The sequence below is a fragment of the Photorhabdus cinerea genome (assembly GCF_011189575.1).
Classification (GTDB): Bacteria; Pseudomonadota; Gammaproteobacteria; order Enterobacterales; family Enterobacteriaceae; genus Photorhabdus; species Photorhabdus cinerea.
This window is the reverse complement of sequence record NZ_PUJW01000036.1, coordinates 1-21,200: the sequence shown is the minus strand read 5'-3', so window position 1 is coordinate 21,200 and position 21,200 is coordinate 1. Positions and strand designations below refer to the sequence as shown.

General features: G+C 45.1%; 19 protein-coding genes and 6 pseudogenes. 14 read left to right on the top strand and 11 right to left on the bottom strand.

Features of this window, described 5'->3' with window-relative positions; genetic code table 11:
• The coding region (locus C5469_RS20445) for a transposase (RefSeq protein WP_166310333.1) at window positions 1–334 on the top strand (334 nt) is incomplete at its 5' end.
• Here C5469_RS20445 and C5469_RS20440 read toward each other — a convergent pair.
• The 8 genes and pseudogenes from C5469_RS20440 to C5469_RS23800 form a co-directional block, all read right to left on the bottom strand.
• On the bottom strand, window positions 331–474 hold the full coding sequence (locus C5469_RS20440) for a hypothetical protein (protein WP_166310331.1): 144 nt from the start codon (window positions 472–474) through the stop codon (window positions 331–333). The two genes, C5469_RS20445 and C5469_RS20440, sit on opposite strands and share 4 nt — an antisense overlap.
• Window positions 475–549: 75 nt before the next feature.
• Window positions 550–1,374, bottom strand: a complete 825-nt coding sequence (locus C5469_RS20435) for a N5-glutamine methyltransferase family protein (RefSeq protein ID WP_166310329.1) — start codon at window positions 1,372–1,374, stop codon at window positions 550–552.
• Window positions 1,375–1,407: 33 nt separating this feature from the next.
• Complete coding sequence (locus C5469_RS20430) at window positions 1,408–4,317, bottom strand: non-ribosomal peptide synthetase (RefSeq protein ID WP_166310327.1); 2,910 nt, start codon at window positions 4,315–4,317, stop codon at window positions 1,408–1,410.
• Window positions 4,318–4,472: 155 nt separating this feature from the next.
• Entirely contained in the window at window positions 4,473–5,444 is a 972-nt protein-coding gene (locus tag C5469_RS24315; protein ID WP_166310325.1) for a formyltransferase family protein, read from the bottom strand.
• Window positions 5,445–5,509: 65 nt separating this feature from the next.
• The gene (locus tag C5469_RS20420) at window positions 5,510–6,439 is read right to left on the bottom strand and encodes a DUF6445 family protein (protein WP_166310323.1); all 930 of its coding nucleotides are present in this window, start codon (window positions 6,437–6,439) and stop codon (window positions 5,510–5,512) included.
• A gap of 184 nt (window positions 6,440–6,623) precedes the next feature.
• Window positions 6,624–7,654 (bottom strand): annotated as a pseudogene (locus C5469_RS20415) (IS630 family transposase).
• Between the two features lie 339 nt (window positions 7,655–7,993).
• Window positions 7,994–8,167 carry a hypothetical protein gene (locus C5469_RS20410; protein WP_166310301.1) on the bottom strand — a complete coding sequence of 58 codons (174 nt, stop codon included), beginning with the start codon at window positions 8,165–8,167 and terminating at the stop codon, window positions 7,994–7,996.
• A pseudogene (locus C5469_RS23800) lies at window positions 8,139–8,276 on the bottom strand (IS110 family RNA-guided transposase); the annotation flags it as partial. The gene C5469_RS20410 and the pseudogene C5469_RS23800, both read right to left, overlap by 29 nt.
• A 57-nt stretch (window positions 8,277–8,333) precedes the next feature.
• Between C5469_RS23800 and C5469_RS20400 the strand changes: the two are divergent.
• A pseudogene (locus tag C5469_RS20400) lies at window positions 8,334–9,359 on the top strand (IS630 family transposase).
• Here C5469_RS20400 and C5469_RS20395 read toward each other — a convergent pair.
• The gene (locus C5469_RS20395; RefSeq protein ID WP_166310321.1) at window positions 9,322–10,224 is read right to left on the bottom strand and encodes an IS110 family RNA-guided transposase; all 903 of its coding nucleotides are present in this window, start codon (window positions 10,222–10,224) and stop codon (window positions 9,322–9,324) included. The pseudogene C5469_RS20400 and the gene C5469_RS20395 sit on opposite strands and share 38 nt — an antisense overlap.
• A gap of 276 nt (window positions 10,225–10,500) precedes the next feature.
• Here C5469_RS20395 and C5469_RS20390 point away from each other — a divergent pair.
• The 10 genes and pseudogenes from C5469_RS20390 (at window position 10,501) to C5469_RS20355 (ending at window position 18,471) form a co-directional block, all read left to right on the top strand.
• Window positions 10,501–11,469 (top strand): annotated as a pseudogene (locus C5469_RS20390) (IS30 family transposase).
• 156 nt (window positions 11,470–11,625) lie between these two features.
• Window positions 11,626–12,489, top strand: a complete 864-nt coding sequence (gene fghA / locus C5469_RS20385; RefSeq protein WP_166310319.1) for an S-formylglutathione hydrolase — start codon at window positions 11,626–11,628, stop codon at window positions 12,487–12,489.
• Between the two features lie 52 nt (window positions 12,490–12,541).
• On the top strand, window positions 12,542–12,826 hold the full coding sequence (locus C5469_RS20380; protein ID WP_166310317.1) for a chorismate mutase: 285 nt from the start codon (window positions 12,542–12,544) through the stop codon (window positions 12,824–12,826).
• A 108-nt stretch (window positions 12,827–12,934) separates the two neighbouring features.
• The gene (locus C5469_RS23795) at window positions 12,935–13,675 is read left to right on the top strand and encodes an anthranilate synthase component II (RefSeq protein ID WP_339414593.1); all 741 of its coding nucleotides are present in this window, start codon (window positions 12,935–12,937) and stop codon (window positions 13,673–13,675) included.
• Window positions 13,629–14,630 carry a chorismate-binding protein gene (locus tag C5469_RS20375; RefSeq protein WP_278249781.1) on the top strand — a complete coding sequence of 334 codons (1,002 nt, stop codon included), beginning with the start codon at window positions 13,629–13,631 and terminating at the stop codon, window positions 14,628–14,630. Before C5469_RS23795 ends, C5469_RS20375 begins: the two co-directional genes overlap by 47 nt.
• Complete coding sequence (locus C5469_RS24125) at window positions 14,620–14,973, top strand: chorismate-binding protein (protein WP_339414592.1); 354 nt, start codon at window positions 14,620–14,622, stop codon at window positions 14,971–14,973. The genes C5469_RS20375 and C5469_RS24125 overlap by 11 nt, the downstream gene beginning before the upstream one ends.
• Window positions 14,966–15,097, top strand: coding sequence for an NAD-dependent epimerase/dehydratase family protein (locus tag C5469_RS20370; protein ID WP_166310315.1), 132 nt, complete (start codon window positions 14,966–14,968; stop codon window positions 15,095–15,097). Before C5469_RS24125 ends, C5469_RS20370 begins: the two co-directional genes overlap by 8 nt.
• A 304-nt stretch (window positions 15,098–15,401) precedes the next feature.
• Window positions 15,402–15,854 (top strand): prephenate dehydrogenase dimerization domain-containing protein, encoded by a 453-nt coding sequence (locus C5469_RS20365; protein ID WP_339414591.1) that lies wholly within the window; start codon window positions 15,402–15,404, stop codon window positions 15,852–15,854.
• Window positions 15,855–16,313: 459 nt separating this feature from the next.
• Window positions 16,314–17,486: a CmlA/FloR family chloramphenicol efflux MFS transporter gene (cml, locus tag C5469_RS20360; protein WP_166310311.1), complete on the top strand. Its 1,173-nt coding sequence runs from the start codon at window positions 16,314–16,316 to the stop codon at window positions 17,484–17,486.
• 130 nt (window positions 17,487–17,616) lie between these two features.
• Window positions 17,617–18,471 (top strand): GNAT family N-acetyltransferase, encoded by an 855-nt coding sequence (locus tag C5469_RS20355; protein ID WP_166310309.1) that lies wholly within the window; start codon window positions 17,617–17,619, stop codon window positions 18,469–18,471.
• A 63-nt stretch (window positions 18,472–18,534) separates the two neighbouring features.
• Here the strand turns inward: C5469_RS20355 and C5469_RS20350 are convergent, their stop codons facing one another.
• Together C5469_RS20350 and C5469_RS20345 are read right to left on the bottom strand one after the other, a co-directional pair.
• The gene (locus C5469_RS20350) at window positions 18,535–19,593 is read right to left on the bottom strand and encodes an NAD(P)-dependent alcohol dehydrogenase (protein WP_166310307.1); all 1,059 of its coding nucleotides are present in this window, start codon (window positions 19,591–19,593) and stop codon (window positions 18,535–18,537) included.
• Window positions 19,594–20,022: 429 nt separating this feature from the next.
• Window positions 20,023–20,328 (bottom strand): IS1-like element transposase, encoded by a 306-nt coding sequence (locus C5469_RS20345; protein ID WP_166310305.1) that lies wholly within the window; start codon window positions 20,326–20,328, stop codon window positions 20,023–20,025.
• A 111-nt stretch (window positions 20,329–20,439) separates the two neighbouring features.
• On the opposite strand from C5469_RS20345, the pseudogene C5469_RS20340 reads away from it, so the two are divergent.
• Together C5469_RS20340 and C5469_RS20335 are read left to right on the top strand one after the other, a co-directional pair.
• Window positions 20,440–20,868 (top strand): annotated as a pseudogene (locus tag C5469_RS20340) (transposase); the annotation flags it as partial.
• Window positions 20,869–20,952: 84 nt separating this feature from the next.
• A pseudogene (locus tag C5469_RS20335) lies at window positions 20,953–21,200 on the top strand (IS110 family transposase); the annotation flags it as partial.

Here is a 21,200-nt window from a genome sequence, read left to right as displayed (position 1 = left end):
AACGGGTTCTCTTTACGCCGACAAGGGTTATCTCAGTCAGGAGCTCGCTGACGATTTAGCCAAAACGGGTGTCACTTTCATCACGAAAAAGCGCCGAAACATGAAAGCGTGTATGCAAGCTGAGTGGAATAAGATAATGTTATCAAAGCGTTTTATCATCGAAACAATTAATGGACAATTAAAAACAATTTCTCAAATAGAGCATTCGCGCCACCGAAGTATAAAAGGATTTATGTTGACTGTTTTAGGCGGCCTGATTGCTTACTGCCTTAAATGGAAGAAACCATCACTGAAAGTTTTCTACTCAGAAGACGATTTTTCAGTGACGGTTTAAACAGAATTCGGGTTAATTAATCCAGTTCCATCATTTGTAGGTATTGCTCCATCACCTATCCAAATTTTGCCTAATCTATCCGCATCTGCTTGAGTACCAGTTCCCACACCATAATTGGCACCACTATTACCTTTAATCACAGTGGCTAATCTCGGGTCCTGTGAAACAATATGGTCGAGATTTTGCTTCGTAAGATCCTCTTTCAATTTAGGATATCAGCTGTTCAACGCAGTTGTGATGCGCATCTTACCGTCACTGTCTGCTATTTGTCTTATATCCCTGAAATCAAGGGTGGCGAGAATATCCCTGACGATGTCAGCATGAGTTTCATGATGCTCGATACCCATGATCCCATGTCGCCGAAGTATCTTTTTCGTAAGTAGGCAACAGCGCCGGACGGCGATGGAGCCATCTTCACCTGAAAATATTGCGTCCTGTGGATGATGCTGGGAGAACTCTGGAAGGCTAGCTCGACCGTTGGGTACAAAGGGTGGGTTAGCGATGACAATATCGGATAATTTCGCCGGACTAAGAAAATCATCTACCGAAAATATGTCGTTTTCCAAAATATGTATTTGCGTATTGGAAGGCACCAAATTCTTAATATTTTTCTTTAAATACCCAATGGCGGTTTTGTTGTATTCAACAAAATACACACGAGAGCTGGAGAGACGTAGCATAAGACTGATGCCAAGCGGCCCGACACCCGCACATAGATCGGTTATTGTCTCAACGGGCGACGATGTTCTGCTACAAAGCGCATTAATCATAGGGAGACTCTGAGTACGGGGTACAAAAGTTCCGTCGCCCACGATAAAATTCAACCCGTCGAATTCAGCATAGCCTAAAATATAGCCGAGCGGAATTCTTTTCGAGCGTGACTCGACAGCGTCAATAAATCGAGCCAGTGAATCGTCTCCGGAGTTTTGCAAAAAATGATATGTGAGTTGCTCAATGTCTCCTTCGGCGTCAGGGACGCCGGCCAATACTAATTTTTCTCTCGCTGTATCGCGGACTAGTTCTATTTCAGGATGGTACATAATTTCCCCCTCATTTTTGGGTCAGACACTACTCTAAATCCGCTTCCTCGCAACAAACCGTGCCAAAGCGGAAGTACGTCTACTGCGCGAGCAAGGAGTCGTTGCTGAATAAGCGGCACTTTGCTCAAGCAGGTAGGTGTGTTTCATTTGTTCCCAATAATCTCTGACCGCGATGAGCACGTCGGGATACATTACTTCCAAACCGACCATCTCTACGTCATAAACAGTGCTTAGCCACTCCTGCACATCAACTGCCTGAACCTCCGTGCCCAACATAGAAATTTGCTCGAAGATTTCATCAAACACGTACATTTCGCTGTCGGCTGGCTCGATAATCGGATTATCGGCGATGGAAGGCGCTATGATGGCGCGGACAAGCTGATTTGAAAGTGTGTCTACCGGTACGCCGTAAAAAGCACCTAATCCCCGTGGATATTTGCCCAGCTGATGGCAAAGCGTTAAATATCTGACTATGAAATCATTGGGATTGGTACCTTCTTGCTCTGTATGGCCAGTTATTCTCCCTGGCCTGACAATTAAGCCTGCTAGCCCCCGTTTGAATGCCGCGATCATGATCTTTTCCGCGGCCCGTTTGGATTGACCATAACCGCTGATATCCGTGGGATCGATCGCCGAGCGGGAAGATACATAAAGAAAGCGCTTTGCTGTACCTGTTGCGGCGAGCTCAACTAGCACCGAAGTTGAGAAAACATTCTCCCGGCTCAACGAGTTATAGTCGTATGCAAGATTGACATTAGCACCACAATGAATAATAAGATCAACGTCGCCAACGGTTTTGGTAACTTTATCCTTTTGCACGTGAAGGTCGGTAAGATCGAGTTGTATCGTTTTAATTCGCTTCTCCCATTGCAAATTCCATGTTCTTGCTTTTCTCATTGCGGAGGTGAGTCTCGTGACTTGCCCTGCAACGGGTGAACGAACCGCGCAGATTATGAGTGCGGATGTTTCCGTCAGCAAGGCTTCGAGAATCCCCGAACCGAAAAAACCCGTTCCACCAGTCAGGAAGACCTTCTGGGGATAATGCTCATGCCAGATGACGGGCGTGTAAGCGACACTGGACGGTAAAACATCGGGCTCAGTTTCTGGGGGTAAGTTATTGGGTTGTTCGATATACACTTTAGCCGTGCACAATCTTTTAGCCACGCCTGCGACGGTCGGCTCTTCGAGAAGATCCCCAGAGTTAAAATCCGTTTCGAATACTATTCGCAATTTCTCAATAAAGCGTATTACATCCAGCGAAGTACCTCCAAGTGCAAAGAAATCATCAGAACGACCGATTCGATCGAGTTGAAGTATTTGCGAAAAAATATCCGCAATGCGCGCTTCCAAAACTCCTTCTGCGGGCCTAGATCCCGCGCACATCAGTTCTTCCGCGGCAAGGTCTACGAGCTTTCTCCGATCGAGCTTTCCGTTTTGGGTGACAGGCATTTCTGCCACCCAATACCATTTTGATGGCACCATATGGTGGGGAAGAGATTTGCTGGCATGCCCCCGAAGTTCCTGTACAGTGGGGGGCGGTCGACCCGGGTCGGTGACAATATAGGCAACAAGGAGAGCCTTACCACCGTTCCGATCCTGCTTTACGGCGGCGACCTGCCGTATAGGGCCGAACAAGCCAAGAACTCGCTCGACATCGGCCAAGTCGATCCTGCGGCCGTCAATCTTAACCTGGCTGTCCTTTCTCCCTTTGAGTACCAACTGACCGTAATCATCTTTAAACCCGATGTCGCCAGTCAGATAGCATCTTTCCCCGTCAGGACCTGCGTTAATAAAAACACTCTTCGTTGCTTCGGCATCGTTGAGATAACCCAAAGAAATACCCAACCCGCTGATGATGATCTCACCGATCACATAGTTAGGTACTGGCTCAAGGTTTTCATCCACGATGCTGATTTCCACGCCGGGTAGCGGCCAACCGACGGTGATCTCGTCTCCGGCGCACAAAGGGCTGGTAATCGTCGCGCATATGCTGGCTTCAGAAGGTCCGTAGGCGTTATAAAGTGTCCTGTTATCGGCCCAACGCGTTAACGTCGCCGGCGAAAGTGGCTCGCCAACGAGGGCTATGGTTATTCCCGCCGGAATGCATTGTGGCTTCGTCGTCTCCAATACCGTTGGTGTCAGGATAAGATGTGTAATTTCCTTCTGGTGGACAAATTTTTCCAAGTACGAACCTATGAGCGGCTCTCGAGTATCCGGTATCATCAGAGTTGCTCCGCTCAATAATGCCAACAGCGGTTCGGCGATGGCGGAATCAAAGCTCAGGGAGGCTGCCCAAGCTACCCGGGAACTCGCCCTGAGCTTATAATGACCCACCAGTCCTATAATGGTATTCAGTAAACCGATGTGGGACAGGCCGACACATTTCGGCGCCCCTGTCGAACCGGAAGTGAATATCATTGACGCAAGTCTGTCGACTTGCGGACTTAACGACTCATCAATAATACCGGATTGAAAAGTGTTATCGCTGAACTGATTGAGTTCACCGCTTTTTAATGTCGTAACCATGTCGAATGCAGCTGTATTATATTCCGGAAAGTTGCTACCGATAATGATATCTGCATTTGCCGTATGGATCCGGTGGTTAATTTGTTCCTGAGGCGCGTCTTCATCGAGAATAAGCACCGATGCTCCTATTTTCCAGCATGCTAAAAGATATACCAATAACTGAATGTCTTTGGGTAAAATCAAGCTTACGCGCGAATCTTCTTTAACGCCGACCTGAGCAAGATAATTGGAGCAGCACAGCACCATCGAATACATCTGTGAATAGGTTACCGTTGATTTCGAGCCACAACATGCTACCTCCTGAGGTGACCGACTCGCCGCGCTGGAGAAAGCCCGCCATAGTGGTGTTTGGTTATCGCCATTTTTACCACATTCTAGGGAAAGTATTTTTTGGCGCGAAATAGTCATTTTCCTCATCGCGATTTCCTCTGAATATTGCTTTTCTCGTAGTTCTAACCTAAATCAATTCCGGGTTGAATCAGCACATGAAAACCTCGAATACTTTCATCCGGAATCAGCTCATTTAGTGAAGAGAATGACCGATAAAATACTATTTATTTCTTCATGAGACGTCATTCACTAAAAAACAACTGTTCTACACTGAATTTACCGTTCTGAATAAGCCGTGCCACCGGGCAGCGTTTTCCTACGTCATCCCTGTATTCCAGAATATCAAGATATCCGTGCCCACATTTTACCGTAATGTGTTCTGTGGTCAGTGTCACTACCGCGCCGAGGGGCACATCGGTTGGATGCTCGGGATAAAAGGAGGAAATACGTGATTTGCATATCGCGAAGCATTCACCCGAAAAATAGCTCCAAGCGCCAGGCCGCGGATCACATCCCCGAATGAGGTTATGGATCTCATCGGCCTTCAGCTCCCAGTTGATGCGGGCTGTATCTCGCGTACACCAGCTTTGATATGTGGCCAGCGACGAGTTTTGTCGCTGCCCCTTTAGCCCGTTGAAGGCCACTAACTCCATACATTGGACCAGAGCTTTAACTCCTTCCGGCATCAGGATCCTTCGGTACAGCTCTCCCGCAGATTCATCTTCAAGGATCTTCGCCTCGTGCTGCAGAAGTACATCGCCGTCATCGAGGATTTCATTCGGGCGAAAGATGGTGAAACCCGTAGTCTTTTCGCCATTAATGATCGCCCAGTTTATTGCACTTGGTCCCCTATATTGCGGAAGTAACGATGGGTGATACTGGATTGAGCCGTGGCGGGGCAGAGAGAGAAAAGAGCTATGCGCCTTCAGTGTCACGTACGCCATTAAACCAACATCTGTCACTAATCGCCCCAATTGATCTGTCAGAGCCGCGTCTAACTTAGACACTCTGAGCGTCTCAATTCCCAACTCATAGGCTGTGCGCTCTGCTATATCCTGTACAGATTCATTTCGGTTAGTGCATATAAACAGGGGAACGATATGCCCCCGTTCTTTTACGGCGCGAAGAGTTGCGGCACCAAAATCGCTTTGGCCCGAAACAAGCACACGGAGCGGGCGTATTTGTGCAGGAACAGTAATGGCGTTATCTTTCACGATTAATTCTCCTCTGAAGCGTTGAGAAATAGGGATCTGCTATCTCACCAGACAACAAATGTTATTTATGGCTCAGCCCCCTCCACGGGAAAGTTCAGCCAGTTCATCATCGTTAGCCGCCGCTCAGCTAGCGTCTTTCCGTACCAGGTTGGATCCCAGCTAATGCTGTGAAGATGCCAAGTGGGATACAGAACTAAGCGGTTGAACGCCACATCAACCTGATCCGTGATTTCCCATACCGGATTCGATTGAGTTAAATAACCAGAGGTCGGGGTATTCCCGGTCATGATTCTTTGACATACAATGTCAAATCCTTTTTCCGTGAGCACCTGCCCCTCATCTTTTTTTAGTGGCTCTTCGTGATCCCAGCTTTTGCCGTGTTCGGCCCACCATTCATCAAAAATTTTTCCGTAAATGATTTCATGAGAACGGGTTTCCTTTAATATACAGCGGAGCCTATCGGGTAAGCCCAGGGCAGCCGGGGGGATTGTTTCGATCCCCGTCTCCCTGTGTCGGATAAACACTGTTCCCCCACGCGACTGTTCGGGTAATGACAGATACAGCACTGACGCTATGAAACCGAAATAATCCACGTGCGGATTTTTGGCCCACGGCGCTTCGTCAAATGGCATGGTGACCGCACCGAATCGTGTTAATAGAAACCACGATGACCATTGATCGGCTTTTGTGCCAGGGCGGACCGCTGGGAAGTGATAGTTACTACAATCAAGTTCCAAGATGGGCTCGAGGTAGTAGCGGACGATAAACTCCTCAATATTTTTTCGGTTCAGTGATGCAACCGCCTGTATCCCCGGCCATAAATCACTGCCCACGGGTTTATTGTAATTAAGAGAAAGTGCGAATTCCCGTACCATTTCTGGATATTTTAAAAAATTATCGACAACCATGAGTGGAATATTATCATTCCCTATTTTTTTTACCTGAATCGACATATCATCGATGGAATTAAGCTCAAGCAAACGCTCAAACTGCATATTACCCCCCCTTTTTTCACAACGAAAGAATATCTGAATGTCAGACAGAAATAATGATATTAGGATGATTATGATATAAATAATAACCCATAAAAAATTCATCTGAGACAATATATTATCTTGTTTATATCTCCATAGGAATTTATCATATTTATAAGATATAACATTACTAATTTATACCCGCTTAACTTGAAGATGCAGGATTCAGAACCTGGAAGTTGTCATTAATACGACACGACAAGTTGCCAGCAAGTTCCGGTAATATTTCCGTAAAAAAGCGATGTATTGCCTGCCTCAACAAGGTCGTCGAGGCGGAATAATGGTTATTTCTGACTTGTTCATTCATCGCCTTCCACAGCCTTTCTATCGGGTTCAGATTCGGGCTGTATGGCGGTAAGTAATGAAGGTCAATATTCATGACATAAGCCCAGTCTTTCACCCGCCTACTCCGGTGGTAACCGGCTCCGTCAAGGATAATATGAACCTTCTGACTGACCGGATAGGTTTCACGCAGGGCAATGAAAAACTCGGCGATGTGATAACTGTCGATACGGTCATACTCGCGTACTACCGTTTGACTGATATCGGCCAGATTCAGGGCTCCCATCAGGTTCAGACGGGTACGGCTTCCCGTTGTTTTCACCGTAGTTTTCTGGCCTTGGCGGCCTCCAGCCATAAGCCAGTTTCGTCCCCTGCGTAGGATGGACGCCATCAATGAACAGGATGGGCTCATGGTCTCCGGCTTCCTGCTTCAGTTTCCCGTAGGTTTCCATAAAGGCCCGTTGCTGTTCCGCATTGAATTTGTGTGGTACGCCGGTCGGTTTTTTATAGCTGAAGCCATTGTGGTGCAGCCATTTATTCATGCCGGGAACGGTGTAACTGATATCCCACCTCTCTTCGACAAGACGGATAACCGCCTGTGTGGTGGGCAGAAGATTGGCGGTCAGATAAGCGATAAGTTCCTGAGTCTGTGTTTCGCTGAGATAGCTCTGAGAGCCGCCATTTTCAGGCTTGATTTTGCGGTGATTAAGGTAATCGCTGATATGACGATTAACGGTCGTTTCATGAAGACGCAGGGCCTGAGCGATCATGACTGAACTCCAGCCCTCAGAGGCCAGCAGGACCGCTTTGATGCGATCACTCTCTCTTATCACGGCAGGTGTGATGGAGGTGTTCAAGTTCGGCCTTTTGTTCATCGGTAATGAATATTTTCATGACTGATACCATGAGCCTCATTTGGGCGAAAATCAAGCAGTTTCAATGATTACGGGTATATAAGTCATGATATTGTTAATTTATAAAAAATGACATTATTAATTTATAAAGTGTGACATGACTCACTATGAAATATGAATTTTTCAATATTAATTTATGTTAGAATATAGTTTTCTTATTTTTTAATTGAGGAAATATTCTAAAAACGGTAAAAACTTACCTTAATAAGATCAAAAAATATAATAATCACTGGTTATCACAAAAAGAACACGATAAATTGACAGGTGAATCATGCAATGTTATATCAATAACCACAAACATGGCACCATCTATTTTTTATTACGCAATAATGTACCACATACGTAACCGATAGTTATTCTGAATATTACTTAAAACAACCTGATTCAGTATCTTATCAAAAAATAAACGGGAGAGCTTAAACATAGAAAAGGCGGATTCGACTAATAAGCTACCGTCTTGATGGTCAAGTTTTAATAGCATAGTTTTCATCATATGATTGCTGCGTATTTAGTACTCCGTAGCACAAATGAACTAATTTACGCATCGCGGCTCCTAAAGCCAACACTTTTGCCTTTCCTTTATTAATCAATCTATTATATATACCCGTAATCATTGAAGATGCTTGATTTTATCCGAAATGGAGATCATTATCCTCGCTATGAAAATATTTATTACATCAGAACAAAAAATCAAACTTGAACGTCTTCACGACACCACTCGCGATGGTCAAGTACGAGACAGAATAAAAGCTATCCTTCTGGCTTCTGAAGGGTGGAGTTCTATGATGATCGCCCAGGCATTGCGACTCCATCAGACCACCGTTGACCGCCATATCAGTGATTACCTCAATCAAGGTAAACTTAAATCTGATAATGGGGGGTCCGATAGTTTACTTTCTCGTGAGCAAACTGATTTTTTAATCAACCACTTATCTCAACATCTTTTCCATCACACCCATGAAATTGTGGCCTATGTTGCTCAGCTCTGGAATATTACCTTTAGCATTCCAGGCATGAATAAATGGCTACACCGTCAGGGTTTTTCTTATAAAAAACCTTGTGGTGTCCCTCATAAATTCGAGGCAGAAAAACAGAGACAATTTATTGAATATTATGAAAATCTTAAAGTCACAGCGAAAGACGAACCCATCCTCTTTCTTGACGCTGTTCACCCGACTCAAGGTACTAAACTCAGTTAGGGTTGGATGCAAAAAGGCGAGAAAAAAACAGTCAAAACAACAGGAAGCCGAACTCGCCTGAATATATTGGGTGCACTCAACCTGAATGCTATTGGTCGTACGGTGTTCCAGGAATATCAAACCATCAATGACGACAACATGTGCTGTTTTTTCAATGAAATAAGAAAGTCTTATCCTGACTATCATCAAAAAATTCATCTTATTGTGGATAGGGCGGGTTACAACAAAGCGCATCTTGTGAAGGAGTGGGCTTATGTTAGCAATATTGAGTTACATTACCTTCCGCCATACAGCACAAATTTAAACCCGATAGAGCGATTATGGAAGGTCATGAATGAACATGTTCGAAATAACCGTTATTTCGCTGATAAACATGAATTTCGAGACAAAGTATTCAAATTTTTTACCACAACGCTACCTGATATAGCGGACTCGCTGATGTCTAGAATTAACGACCATTTTCAGGTGCTAAAAACTGCATCTTGAAGTTTCTTGGGTATAAATCCTTTATGTGGGGGTTAAAACGAATTGCAGTGAGTGCAGACATGAACAACTTAGCGCGGATTTCAGCAGGACCTGTTTTAGATAAGCGCACTCGACCATGCACCGATGTGCCTGACTGTTTTGCAATAGGAATGACACCAAGATATGCAGCTACTTGCGTTGCACTAGTAAAGGTATTCGTACGTAAGATAACCAGCATGTTAAGACCAATCTGAGATCCAACCCCCTTTATTGATATTAAAAGTTCAAAATCTTTTTTTAAATCAGGATAGTGGTTTATATGCTCAGCAATAAGAACTTCAAGCTCAGCTAACTCATTTTTCATGTGATGCATCATTGCCTCTATGGACTCAATAACCCTTTTTGAGGTATGGGTTGAGCCGCTTTTCTCATACCGGTTACGCTCACGCTGGATATCCTCTAATAACGCGTCCCGACGGCATAGGAGAGCCTTCAATTCGCGAATTTCTATAGGGGGAGGTTGCCAGACATCGGGTTGTTTTAATGCGCTGTAGCAGGCTAAAGTATAGGCATCTACTTTGTCTGTTTTAGTCAATATTCCCATACCTTTAGCAAAATCACGCACGCGTAAAGGATTAGCTATTGCAATCCTCCCCCCAGCCTGATGAAGGTCATAAGCCAACCGTTCATGATAGACTCCAGTGGCTTCCATAACGATATTTGCTTGTTGCAGGGCAGGAATATGCTTAGCTAACCACTCTATTAACATACAGGCTGAATGCGCATTATTCAGAAGGGATTTTGTTTTGCGTTTACCTTTAACTCCATCATATAACAAGCAAATATCCAGTTTATTCTTGCTAACATCTATTCCGACATAATACATGATAACCCCCCTCTCTTATTGATGCCATCACGCCAATTTCACTTGTATATACAGAGTCATTGCTCTTGGTTACCGTTCAATATTGGTGCTGGCGTGGAAGGTGAAACAAGGGGCTTTAGCTTATTAACAAAGTCTCGCTTAAATGTACAATTTGAGGCTCACCTTGTTTCTTATGATGGTAGCTAACCACCATAATTACTATGATACAAGTGCAATTTTTCAGAAGGGCAGTCAGTTGCTATAGTAGGCATCTTTCCCGCCACAGGAAAATGCACAATGACCTATACACAACTGACCGAAACAGAAAGATACCAAATTTCCAGTTTAAAAAAAGCCGGTTTTTCACAGCGTTTCATTGCTGAGTCACTTAAGCGAAGCCCTCCGACCATCAGCAGAGAATTGAAGAGAAATCAAGAAGTTCAAACCTATTGCCCTGAACAGGCTCATTTGAAGGGATTGGCTCGTCGTCATTTTGCTAAAAAAGCCGTAAAAATAACGCCGGAAGTCAAAGAATAGATAAAACGGTTAATTTGGCAAGATTTAAGTCCTGAACAGGTGGTTGATTATTTGAAGCGGCATAAAGGGATATTTCTGCATCATGAGACGATTTATAGGCTGATTTATCAAGATAAAATAGAGGGGGGTGATTTATGGCAACATCTTCGAATTGCCAGAAAACCCTATCGTAAACGCTATGGTCGCTATGAAAAAAGAGGCAAAATTAAAAATCGGACCAGTATTGATGAGAGCCCGGAAGTCGTTGGTAAAAAAGGACGTATTGGCGACTGGGAAGGTGATACGATAATGGGGAAAGATAAAAAAAGTGTCTTATTAACCCTGGTTGACCGCAAAACATTGTATACCATAATTGTTAAACTTGATAGCAAGCGGGCATCAGAAGTCGCAAAAGCGGTAGTGAAAGTATTATACCCGTTGAAACAAAGGATTAAAACCATCACATTCGATAACGGTTTGGAGTTCGCAGAGCATGAAATCATGAGTAAAAAATTAGAAGCCCAAATTTATTTTGCTCACCCTTACTCGCCTTGGGAAAGAGGGATCAATGAGAATATCAATGGGTTAATTAGACAATACTTTCCAAAGGGAACCGATTTTAATGAAGTCTCAGCTAAGGAAATAAATTTTTTGGTAAACCGATTAAATAATTGCCCCCGAAAAACACTGGGAGGGAAAACACCGAATGAATTATTTAAAGGAATACGAACATGTTTACTTCCGGATTAACGATGTTGCACTTATTATGTGAATCCAAGAAATATTAATTTCCTAATCAATAACTAACTTTCCGATATTGTTATCTTTTTTATTAATAGTTAAAGTGCTCCATGGGCGTTCATAATAACAGCCTGGAACACAATCAGCGATTAAAAGAGGTCTGTGATGAGTTTTACAATTATTTCTCAAAGCCGATGCTTTTCTGGAACGCAGTATGCAATTAAACATGATTCGTACGTTATTGGTCTTGAAATGCGGTTGGGGGTTTTTGTTCCCGATTCTGCCAAGCGGCACAAACTTCCGGCGTTAATATATCTCTCTGGATTTACAGGTACCTATAAAACATTTTTAGACATGGGTATTGCACAACTCACAGCGTCGAAATACCCGATAATCCTAGTGTCACCGGATACTAGCCCTCGAAAAAGCGGGGAATACGAAAAAACCGGAAAATATAATTTCGGAGCATCAGCAAGCCACTATATTGACGCGATACGACAGCCCTGGGCCGATCACTGGCAGATGGAAACTTATCTTGCGCGGGAACTTCCAGGTTTACTGCGGCAGGAATTTCCGATAGACGACCTTCCCTTTGGCATAACAGGCCATTGCATGGGGGGACACGCCGCATTGTCCTTGGCCCTCAAGCACCCAGATACATTTGGTTCGGTTTCGGCTCTGTCGCCCATTTGCTCACCCAGTAAAGTATCCTGGGGAATCGACGCTTTCAATGAATACTTCGGTGAATACTCTTCCTTATGGACAGAAAACGATGCGACCGAACTTATTTCACATTTACCATTCCCCAGCGAAGTTCTCCTGGATCTCGGCGATGAGGATGAACACCGCTTCGACCAATTACTGGTAGATAACTTCGTCGAAAAATGTGAACTAAATAATCGGTCTGTACGCTATCGATTACAGCCCGGATATGATCACAGTTTGCATTTTGTTCAATCGTTTATTGCAGACCACGTGCAATTTCATTTTAAGCAACTAATGAGACCGGATTTTCCGGCTTCCGCCTAACCAACAACGAGTCAATAGTTCAGGGCATGAGAATGAAGGAAGAAGCACAATCATGAATAAGCTCGATGTTTTCAGAATGCAAATTGACGAAATCGATAAACAATTAGTCGCTCTTCTGGCAAAAAGATTAAAAATCTGCAATAAAGTTGCCGCTTTTAAACGAAGCCATGACGTACCAGTCATGCAACCTAACCGAGTGCTGGAGGTAAAACGCAAAAATTCCACATTTGGCCGCACCTTGGGGCTAGATCCCTCGTTTATTGAAAAGTTGTATGGATGCATCATCGATGAAGCATGCCGACTTGAAGAGGTCATCGTTAAAGAATCAGATAATTAACTCTTCAGGGCGTATCGGGCTGTACCATGTATTCTAAGGACTTTTTAACGAATTTATTCGTTTCTTAGGTGAAATCGACTATTATTATTTTTTAAGAGGCGGGTGGTGGTGAATATTCTTATTGTCGATAATTTTGATTCATTCACTAATAATATTTCCCAGTATGTTTATGAAGCCTGCGGTTTCGTACCGGAGGTAGTGCCAAATACCGCGCAGGAAAGCTCTCTGAACTTAACTAAGTATGATGCGGTGATCCTCTCCCCAGGGCCAGGCCATCCATGTAAAGAGGCTGATTTTGGCGTTTGCCGCTACATCCTAACCCAAGGAATGCAGCCGATTCTCGGTGTGTGCCTCGGACATCAGGGCATCAATCACTTTTACGGTGGCGTAGTTGAGCACGCGCCGCGGCCAGTTCATGGTTACCGCGCAAAGATCCAGCATTGTGGGAGGGGGCTGTTCGCTGGGGTTCCACAAGATTTCGAAGTCGTTCGCTATCACTCCTTGATTTGCACATCTGTGCCGGATTGCCTGGAGATTACGGCGCGTACCGAAGATAGGCTAGTCATGGCACTAGCCCATCGCGAACGACCGGTCTATGGTGTTCAGTTCCATCCAGAATCGATCGATTCCGAACATGGTCACCTGATAATCCTGAACTTTATCCGCTTAGCACAAAAGAAAAAAGAGATCACGTTACAGGATTGTGCTCTAAAAAAGGGCGTTGTTGGATATCGGTGGACCAGCGACGGTAAAGTGCAAATTTATTCCTTTGGAGCGACGCTGCAGTCCCGTAAAGACATTCATGCATCTGTTTGCGGGGTGTTCCTCTGCCTTTTGGCTGGACAGTGAACTATCAAACAGGTCGAATTCCCGTTATTCGGTCATGGGGGAATGTGACACAAGTTCCTCCCTTAAGTTCAGTTATAATGTAAATAATAAAAGGTTGTCTATGACGGGACCGAACGGCTCTTCGCAGATAAGCGGTGATGTGTTTCTGCTTATGGATGAAATCTTAAGAACATTTAATTTCAATACGGCCGATGAAACACCTTTTCCCTTCAAGGCTGGTGTTGTCGGATATCTGGGATATGAGCTGAAAGCGTTAACTGGCTCTCCTAACCGCCATTCGTCCGACATGCCAGATGCGGTATTTTACCTGCCGAAAAACATCGTGGTCTTTGATCATCTGACAGACGAATCCTGGGCCTGCAACCTATGGGGTGAGCCGCTGGTCATATCGGATCTGATGATTGAAGATGTGAAAATCCAGCCTCTGGAGTTCACTCCAGGGGCGGTAGAGGAAGACGCCCTTTCCCTTGAGGATAGCTCTTCGATTTATATTGAAAAAATAAAATCCTGCCTTAAGGAAATTTCAGACGGCGAGTCATATGAAATATGTTTGACCAATCGTGCACGATTAAAATTCGCGGGAGAACCAGTGCAGGCATATCTGAAAATGCGCATGATAAGCCCGGTACCCTATGGTGCCTTTTTTAAGGATAAATCTTTCTCTATACTCAGTTCTTCCCCCGAAACCTTTCTTAAGATTGATAAAGCCGGGGTCATTAAGTCCAAACCCATAAAAGGAACCCGTCCACGGGGAACCACGCCCGATCAGGATCGCTTGTTGAAGAGCGATTTAGCTAATTCGCCAAAGGATCGTGCGGAAAACTTAATGATCGTCGATTTGGTGCGTCATGATTTGAACAGCATCTGCATCCCAGGTTCGGTAAAGGTACCATTATCCTTCGATAATAGAAGAATATTCTTCAGTATATCAACTGGAGTCAACGGTGGAGGGTAGGCTGTTTTCTGACATAAGCCCGTTTCACGCGATCAAGGCGTGTTTCCCAGGCGGATCGATGACCGGCACCCCTAAGCTACGTACAATGGAGCTTATCGATCGACTGGAGTCATCTGCTCGCGGGATCTACTCCGGCGCACTTGGGTGGATCGGCCTTGATGGCTATACCGATCTTAGCATCGTCATTCGGACTGCGGTGGTGCGTGATGGTGTAGCAGAGTTCGGCATCGGTGGTGCCATTGTGGCAGCGTCAGATCCTGTCGAAGAAATGGAGGAAACGCTGGTTAAGGCAAGCGTACCATTCTACAGCATCAACTCTGGGAAGTCTCATTGTCATGAATAAGAGGAAATTTTTGGTCATTGGTGGTGCGGGAGTAGTCGGTGCTTGCCTTGTTCGCCTTCTGGTGGCCGACGGACACCATGTTGTGGTGATTGATAAACGTGCAGCACCGGGCGAACACTGGTGATGGACGCAGCGGAACTCACTGGGCAGGGCGCTCATCTGCTGGCAGACACGGATGCGCTAATCTTCGCACTGCCTGAGCTGACCGCCCTAGATGTCTTGATGTCTTGGCGCGGTGCGCCGGCCATACGCGGGAAAACTTTTGGTTGATCAATACTTGCTCGATACAGCATCCGTTTCAGGACTTGGCGGCGGAAATCTGTCCGAGTGCAGTTTCGGTCGGTATTAATCCCATGTTCTCACCGAAGCTTGACTGTGCAGGACGCCCTGTTGTTGTTTGCGAGGACAGTCGTACGCAGGCAGGGGAAATGCTCTCGAGCCTGTTGCGCCTAGCTGGGATGGATGTGACTTGGATGACCGCACAGGAACATGATCGTGCTATGTCAGTTTGCCAAGTCTTGCCGCATGCCGCAATTCTGACATTTCTCCTGTCGCTACCGAAGTCCCGGGATGAGCTAAAATCTATACTCACCATCGCCCCACCACCTATGCAGGTACTCATGTGCCTTGCAGCCCGGATTATGGATAATGAACCAATCGCCTATTGGGATATACAAAAACACAATGACTATGCTGGTGTGTGCCGCTGGCAAATGGATGATATCCTGACAAAACTATCGGGCTGGATTAGTGCGGATAATTCGCAGCAATTTTGCACGGAGTTACTGACGAGTACAAATGAATTGGGTGATTTGGTTGATATTCATGCAAATAAATGCTGTCTAATATTTGATGTTTTAAATAATAAAGAACATCTTTGATATCAGAAAATATGGCATCTTTTGATGAAACTTCTGAGAATGGGTTTTGTATGCTTGTTTTATATTTCTGTTCTCGAAGTTGTTTTCCTTAATGGTGATGTTTCTAATTTAGTTAAACATGTGCTCTTAGATAAAGGTGTGATGGTCTTTTTGTGCAACTCGACAAAGTATGGGTACCCTGCGGGTAGGTAATGAAATGGATATCCACTAAAATCGACTTCAGTGAGTCATGTTATCGCGTCGAAATTTATAATTCATATCTTCACTGCGAGAGGAGAAGTGACATTCATGGTTATTACCTATTGAATATCGTCAATGTAGAGCTGGAAATTTTTACTTATATCATATTTCCTACTTAAAAACGTATTGCCGGGCTTAGTCAAATTAACAAATTCACCGCCTACGGTTATGTATAAACCAATATTTTGAAATTTGAATAGAGTTGAAAGGAGAATTTTTATGTCTAGCAAACTTCCGGTTTGGACTATATCAATGACACTCTTGCTGATGGTACCTTTTGATCTCATCGCCTCGTTGGCTATGGATATTTATCTCCCCGTGGTCCCTTCCATGCCCAGTGCGCTGAACACGAGCCCTTCGGTCATCCAGCTTACTCTGAGCCTTTACTTGCTGGGATTGGGGCTAGGGCAGGTGATTTTTGGTCCGCTTTCCGACCGCATCGGACGCCGCCCCGTACTGCTCGGCGGTGGAACTATCTTCGTCCTTGCTTCCGTCGCGCTAGCGTTGTTTTCCTCACCTTCCCTCTTCGTGACCTTTCGGCTTATTCAAGCGCTCAGCGCGTCTGCGACTCTGGTTGCGATTTTCGCCACAGTACGTGACGTTTATGCTGAGCGCCCGGAGAGCACGGTGATTTACAGCCTGTTTAGTTCAATACTGGCTTTCGTACCCGCTCTAGGGCCGATACTGGGCGCTTTTCTGGCTGATGGGTTCGGCTGGCGGGCGATCTTCTGGTTCCTAGCGCTGGTGACGGTACTGCCGTTATTGCACGCAGCATCCCGCTGGCATGAAACACGCGTGCCAGCGGCCTCCAAAAGCCTGTCGGCCATGCCGATTTTGACAAGCGGTACGTTCTGGGTTTATACGCTGGCTTTCGGTACGGCAATGGGAACGTTTTTCGTCTTTTTCTCTACCGCGCCTCGGGTGCTGATAACAAAGGCTAATTACTCCGAACTGCAATTCAGCCTTGCATTCGCGACCGTGGCGCTGGTCATGATCGTCACGACCTTTTTCGTAAGGCGGTTTGTTGCCCGTTGGGGGACGAATGGATGCGTACGACGTGGAATGACGCTTCTAATTTTTGGCGCTGGAGTTTTGACGCTAACCTGGACATTAAGTAAGCCTTCGTTTGCAACGTTCGTTCTGCCGATGTGTATAATGGCGGTAGGGATCGTCTTCACTGTCTCCGTGACCGCCAACGGCGCGCTTGCCGCATTCAGTGATCGTGCTGGCCTAGCGGTGGCTATCTACTGGGGCGGTGAAAGTATCATAGTTTCGCTTTTGGGTACCGCAGCTATCGTTAGCATGGGGGGGGATACCGCCTGGCCACTGGTGACTTTTACTATCATACTGGCGACGGCAGTACTTTTTTTGACTAGGACATCGCGAGTATAACTTTAATAGGGGAATTTCACCCGTTGAATATGAAAGATGATGGGAAAAGGCTAATAATGTGTCCTAAATTAGTGGACCACTACAGTCCAATATTATTGACTCTACAAATTTTAATGACAACAGCGAATATATGAACCCTAAAACGTTTTCAATTTTAAGTGTCTCCCTTGCAGCATGGCAGGAGGTCGTTGAATGGGAAAAAGCAGAACAATGGGATTTAGGACTCGACGATGAGGCGAACTTTATTCGTGCAGATCCCAATGGCTTTTTTATCGGTTACGATAATGGTAAGCCTGTCGCTTCACTTTCCATCGTCAACTTTAACGATACATACTCTCACATCGGCCATTTTTTGGTTATCCGGGATAAAAGGAGGCAGGGTTTCGGGCTGAAAATCTGGGAGCAATGCATCAGCCGCGCTAATCCACGTTCATCGGGACTCGATAGCGTAATCAATCAACGTGAAAATTATGAGAAGTGGGGATACGTAGCCAGCTATAAAATATTCCGGTTGTCCTGCATCATTAAGCCGCCATTATATTCGGGAAAATTCGCAGTGGAGGAGGTTAATTCCAAAAATCTTGCAGAAGTTATTGATTTTGATGCAGTCTGCATCGGATACCGGCGGGATCCAATGCTCAAAAATTGGTTTTCCAGTAAAGGTCGCTGGGGGTTCATCACGCGCGAAAATGGTGTTATTACCGGATTGATAAGCGCCAGAAACTCAACCGCGGGTATCCGCATTGGCCCGCTTTATGCCGTCAATTCCGCGACGCTCGAACGACTGTTTAAGAAGGTCTGCTCCTTATTACCGAAAAACAAGCGCGTGACCGTGGATGTTCCAGAATTTGCTCGCGACGCGCTTGTGTTATTCTATGCTTCTGGGATGACCGAACAATTTTACACATACCGTATGTACAGAGGAGTTCCCCCAGATGAGAAAACCAGTTTAATCAAAGGCGTCGCCTCTTTGGATCTCGGGTAACTGTCGGTAGTGGTGCAAGAAACAGATTCACCGTGCTTATCTACGGGTCTGTTTCCTTAAGAATCACTGATCGTCCAATGTACTCATATCGATCACGAAGCGGTATTTTACCTCATTTCTTAACATGCGCTCAAAAGCTCCATTAATTTCGTCCATTCTGATGATCTCGACATCCGCGGTAATGTTGTGATCACCGCAGAAATCTAGCATTTCCTGCGTTTGTGCGATACCGCCGATACAGGAACCCGCGACTGACCTCCGCCCGAGAACCATAGGCATGGTATTCAGAATTGGGTCGATATCCCCGATAAAACCAACGAAAACCAATGTGCCATCCAAAGTCAAAGTTGATATATACGGATTGATGTCATGTGCGTAAGGCACGGTGTCAATAATCAGGTCAAACCGGCACTTCACTCCTTCCATCTTCGACGCTTCGGTGGAAATTACCACATAATTCGCACCCAGTTTCCAAGCATCGGCCTCTTTGCTCGGTGATCGTGTAAACAGAGTTACTTCCGCACCTAGCGCACGTGCCAGTTTAATAGCCATATGCCCAAGTCCACCCAACCCCACTACTGCTACTCTGCTACCTTTGGTTATGTTCCAATGGCGTAGCGGCGACCACGTGGTAATACCGGCACACAATAGAGGCGCAGCAGCCTTGATATCCAGCGTCTTAGGGATACGTAAAACGAAATCCTCTGGGCAAACAATCGACCGAGAATATCCCCCGTACGTCAGCGTATGATCATGGCGATCAAAGCTGTTATAAGTCTGTATGTAGCCTTTTTCGCAATATTGCTCCAGCCCATTTTTACAGGGAGAACATTCTCGACAAGAATCTATTATGCAGCCAATGCCGACTAACTCGCCGAGTTTGAATTTCCTGACTTCAGAGCCCACGCGTCTGATCCGGCCGACGATTTCATGACCCGGCACAATAGGATATTGACTTATTCCCCAGTCGTTGAATGCCTGATGTAAATCAGAATGGCATACACCGCAATAAAGGATGTCGACCACTACATCATTTTCACGCGGATCTCGGCGTTTAAAATAAAACGGTGCCAATGGTGATTTGGGCGACTGCGTCGCATAACCGAGAACGTTAAATGTCATCTTTATTATATGAACACATCCCGCTTGCAACGGCATCCATTGTTTAGACTTCGACAGGTAGGTTACAACTTTATATCCGCTTTTATTGCAGCCTGATAACTGCAAGCCCCTATGTAATTCGCTAATTAACTCCTCATTTTTCCTTAGGGTTTTAAGTCAATAAAATCATTCAGATTTAGCGAATCACTGTCTTACCTATCTTTGTCATCGCTATGGTTGCCAGAACAACCTTTCAGCATTCCCCTTATTGTTAAGAGTTTAATGTTTGCCAGCGACAGCCTTTAACAAGGTCTGGCGCTGACGTAATTTTTGTCGTATCGCAGTCATGTGTGGCTAATATCATTTGGGTATACTTTTATCATTGCAGGTGATAAATGATAAATATATTTTAGTAAAGGCTCTGAACAGACTATTACTTCCCATAAACGACTATTGATCATCCATTTCACAGATAAGTTGAAGATCATTTCCACCAACAGGTAACTTAACCACGTTCCGGGGGATTAAGTTTTTTAACGTTTTCATGATGGTGGCCATTACGATTTTCAGTCCACAAGTGGTGTCGCGAATACCTCCATTATTCATCACCATATTGACAACTTGTTCTTTAATCCCAAGTTTATAGGCTTGGTAAGTGTATTCCAGCTGAAAGACCTTACAACAGACATAACAGCGATAGCCTCTATTTTCAAACAATTTTATAAAAAACATAGGCAATAAAACAATCAAAATCATAATAAAATGATTATTATTTAACCCGAATTCTGGATGAGAAATTGACGAGAAGCCTGTTCCAGGAGCAAAGTTTTGGTGAACGCCGAAAACAGCTCCGGGGAGGAACAGGCTATGGACAACTTAGTTGAAATTTTCTGTCATGTCGATGATTTTTGCCGTTTTTTCATCCCTCAATGGGAACAATTTTGTCTCGATAGCGGGCATCGTTTACGCCGCCGACAAGGTCACATGTCTCCCAGTGAAATCATGACCATTTTGATCCTTTTTCATCGGTCGCATTACCGGGATTTTAAACATTTTTATCTAGAACATATTTGGAAATATCACCACAACAATTTTCCCACCTTACTCAGTTATACCCGTTTTGTCAATGTGGCCCCTTCCGTTTTGGTGCCACTATGCAGCTATCTGACGCAATTAAAAGGGAAACCCACAGGCATTACTTTTATTGATTCCACCCGTTTGAGTGTCTGCCATAACATTCGCATCCCTCGACATAAGGTCTTTGCGGGGATAGCCAAGCGCGGAAAAAATTCAATAAGATGATGTGATGGACGTCCCCTTTTTCAGCGGTAAACAGTGCCCTCTTTTTTTCCGATGCACTGAATTTCAGGAGAACAACTCATGAATACGATCAAAGTGGTTGGCATTGACCTTGCCAAAAATGTTTTTCAGGTCTGCGTCTGGATGGCGGACGGTTCCGGTGCCTCTAACCGAAAGATTTCACGGCAAAAACTCCTTGATATTGTGCGGACTTTCCCGCCATCAACCGTCATTGCCATGGAAGCCGGTGCCACTTCTCATTATTGGGGGAGAACGTTACAGGCGATGGGCTATACCGTCAGGCTCGTCCCCACCCAGCACGTCAAAGC

Excerpts from the sequence above, each read along its gene's own strand:
- C5469_RS20435 (WP_166310329.1), bottom strand. The coding sequence starts at position 1,374 with ATGTACCATCCTGAAATAGAACTAGTCCGCGATACAGCGAGAGAAAAA.
- C5469_RS20430 (WP_166310327.1), bottom strand. The coding sequence starts at position 4,317 with ATGAGGAAAATGACTATTTCGCGCCAAAAAATACTTTCCCTAGAATGT.
- C5469_RS20420 (WP_166310323.1), bottom strand. The coding sequence starts at position 6,439 with ATGCAGTTTGAGCGTTTGCTTGAGCTTAATTCCATCGATGATATGTCG.
- C5469_RS20410 (WP_166310301.1), bottom strand. The coding sequence starts at position 8,167 with ATGATGAAAACTATGCTATTAAAACTTGACCATCAAGACGGTAGCTTA.
- C5469_RS20395 (WP_166310321.1), bottom strand. The coding sequence starts at position 10,224 with ATGTATTATGTCGGAATAGATGTTAGCAAGAATAAACTGGATATTTGC.
- fghA (WP_166310319.1), top strand. The coding sequence starts at position 11,626 with ATGAGTTTTACAATTATTTCTCAAAGCCGATGCTTTTCTGGAACGCAG.
- C5469_RS20380 (WP_166310317.1), top strand. The coding sequence starts at position 12,542 with ATGAATAAGCTCGATGTTTTCAGAATGCAAATTGACGAAATCGATAAA.
- C5469_RS20375 (WP_278249781.1), top strand. The coding sequence starts at position 13,629 with ATGCATCTGTTTGCGGGGTGTTCCTCTGCCTTTTGGCTGGACAGTGAA.
- C5469_RS20370 (WP_166310315.1), top strand. The coding sequence starts at position 14,966 with ATGAATAAGAGGAAATTTTTGGTCATTGGTGGTGCGGGAGTAGTCGGT.
- C5469_RS20365 (WP_339414591.1), top strand. The coding sequence starts at position 15,402 with ATGCTCTCGAGCCTGTTGCGCCTAGCTGGGATGGATGTGACTTGGATG.
- cml (WP_166310311.1), top strand. The coding sequence starts at position 16,314 with ATGTCTAGCAAACTTCCGGTTTGGACTATATCAATGACACTCTTGCTG.
- C5469_RS20355 (WP_166310309.1), top strand. The coding sequence starts at position 17,617 with ATGAACCCTAAAACGTTTTCAATTTTAAGTGTCTCCCTTGCAGCATGG.
- C5469_RS20350 (WP_166310307.1), bottom strand. The coding sequence starts at position 19,593 with ATGACATTTAACGTTCTCGGTTATGCGACGCAGTCGCCCAAATCACCA.
- C5469_RS20345 (WP_166310305.1), bottom strand. The coding sequence starts at position 20,328 with ATGATTTTGATTGTTTTATTGCCTATGTTTTTTATAAAATTGTTTGAA.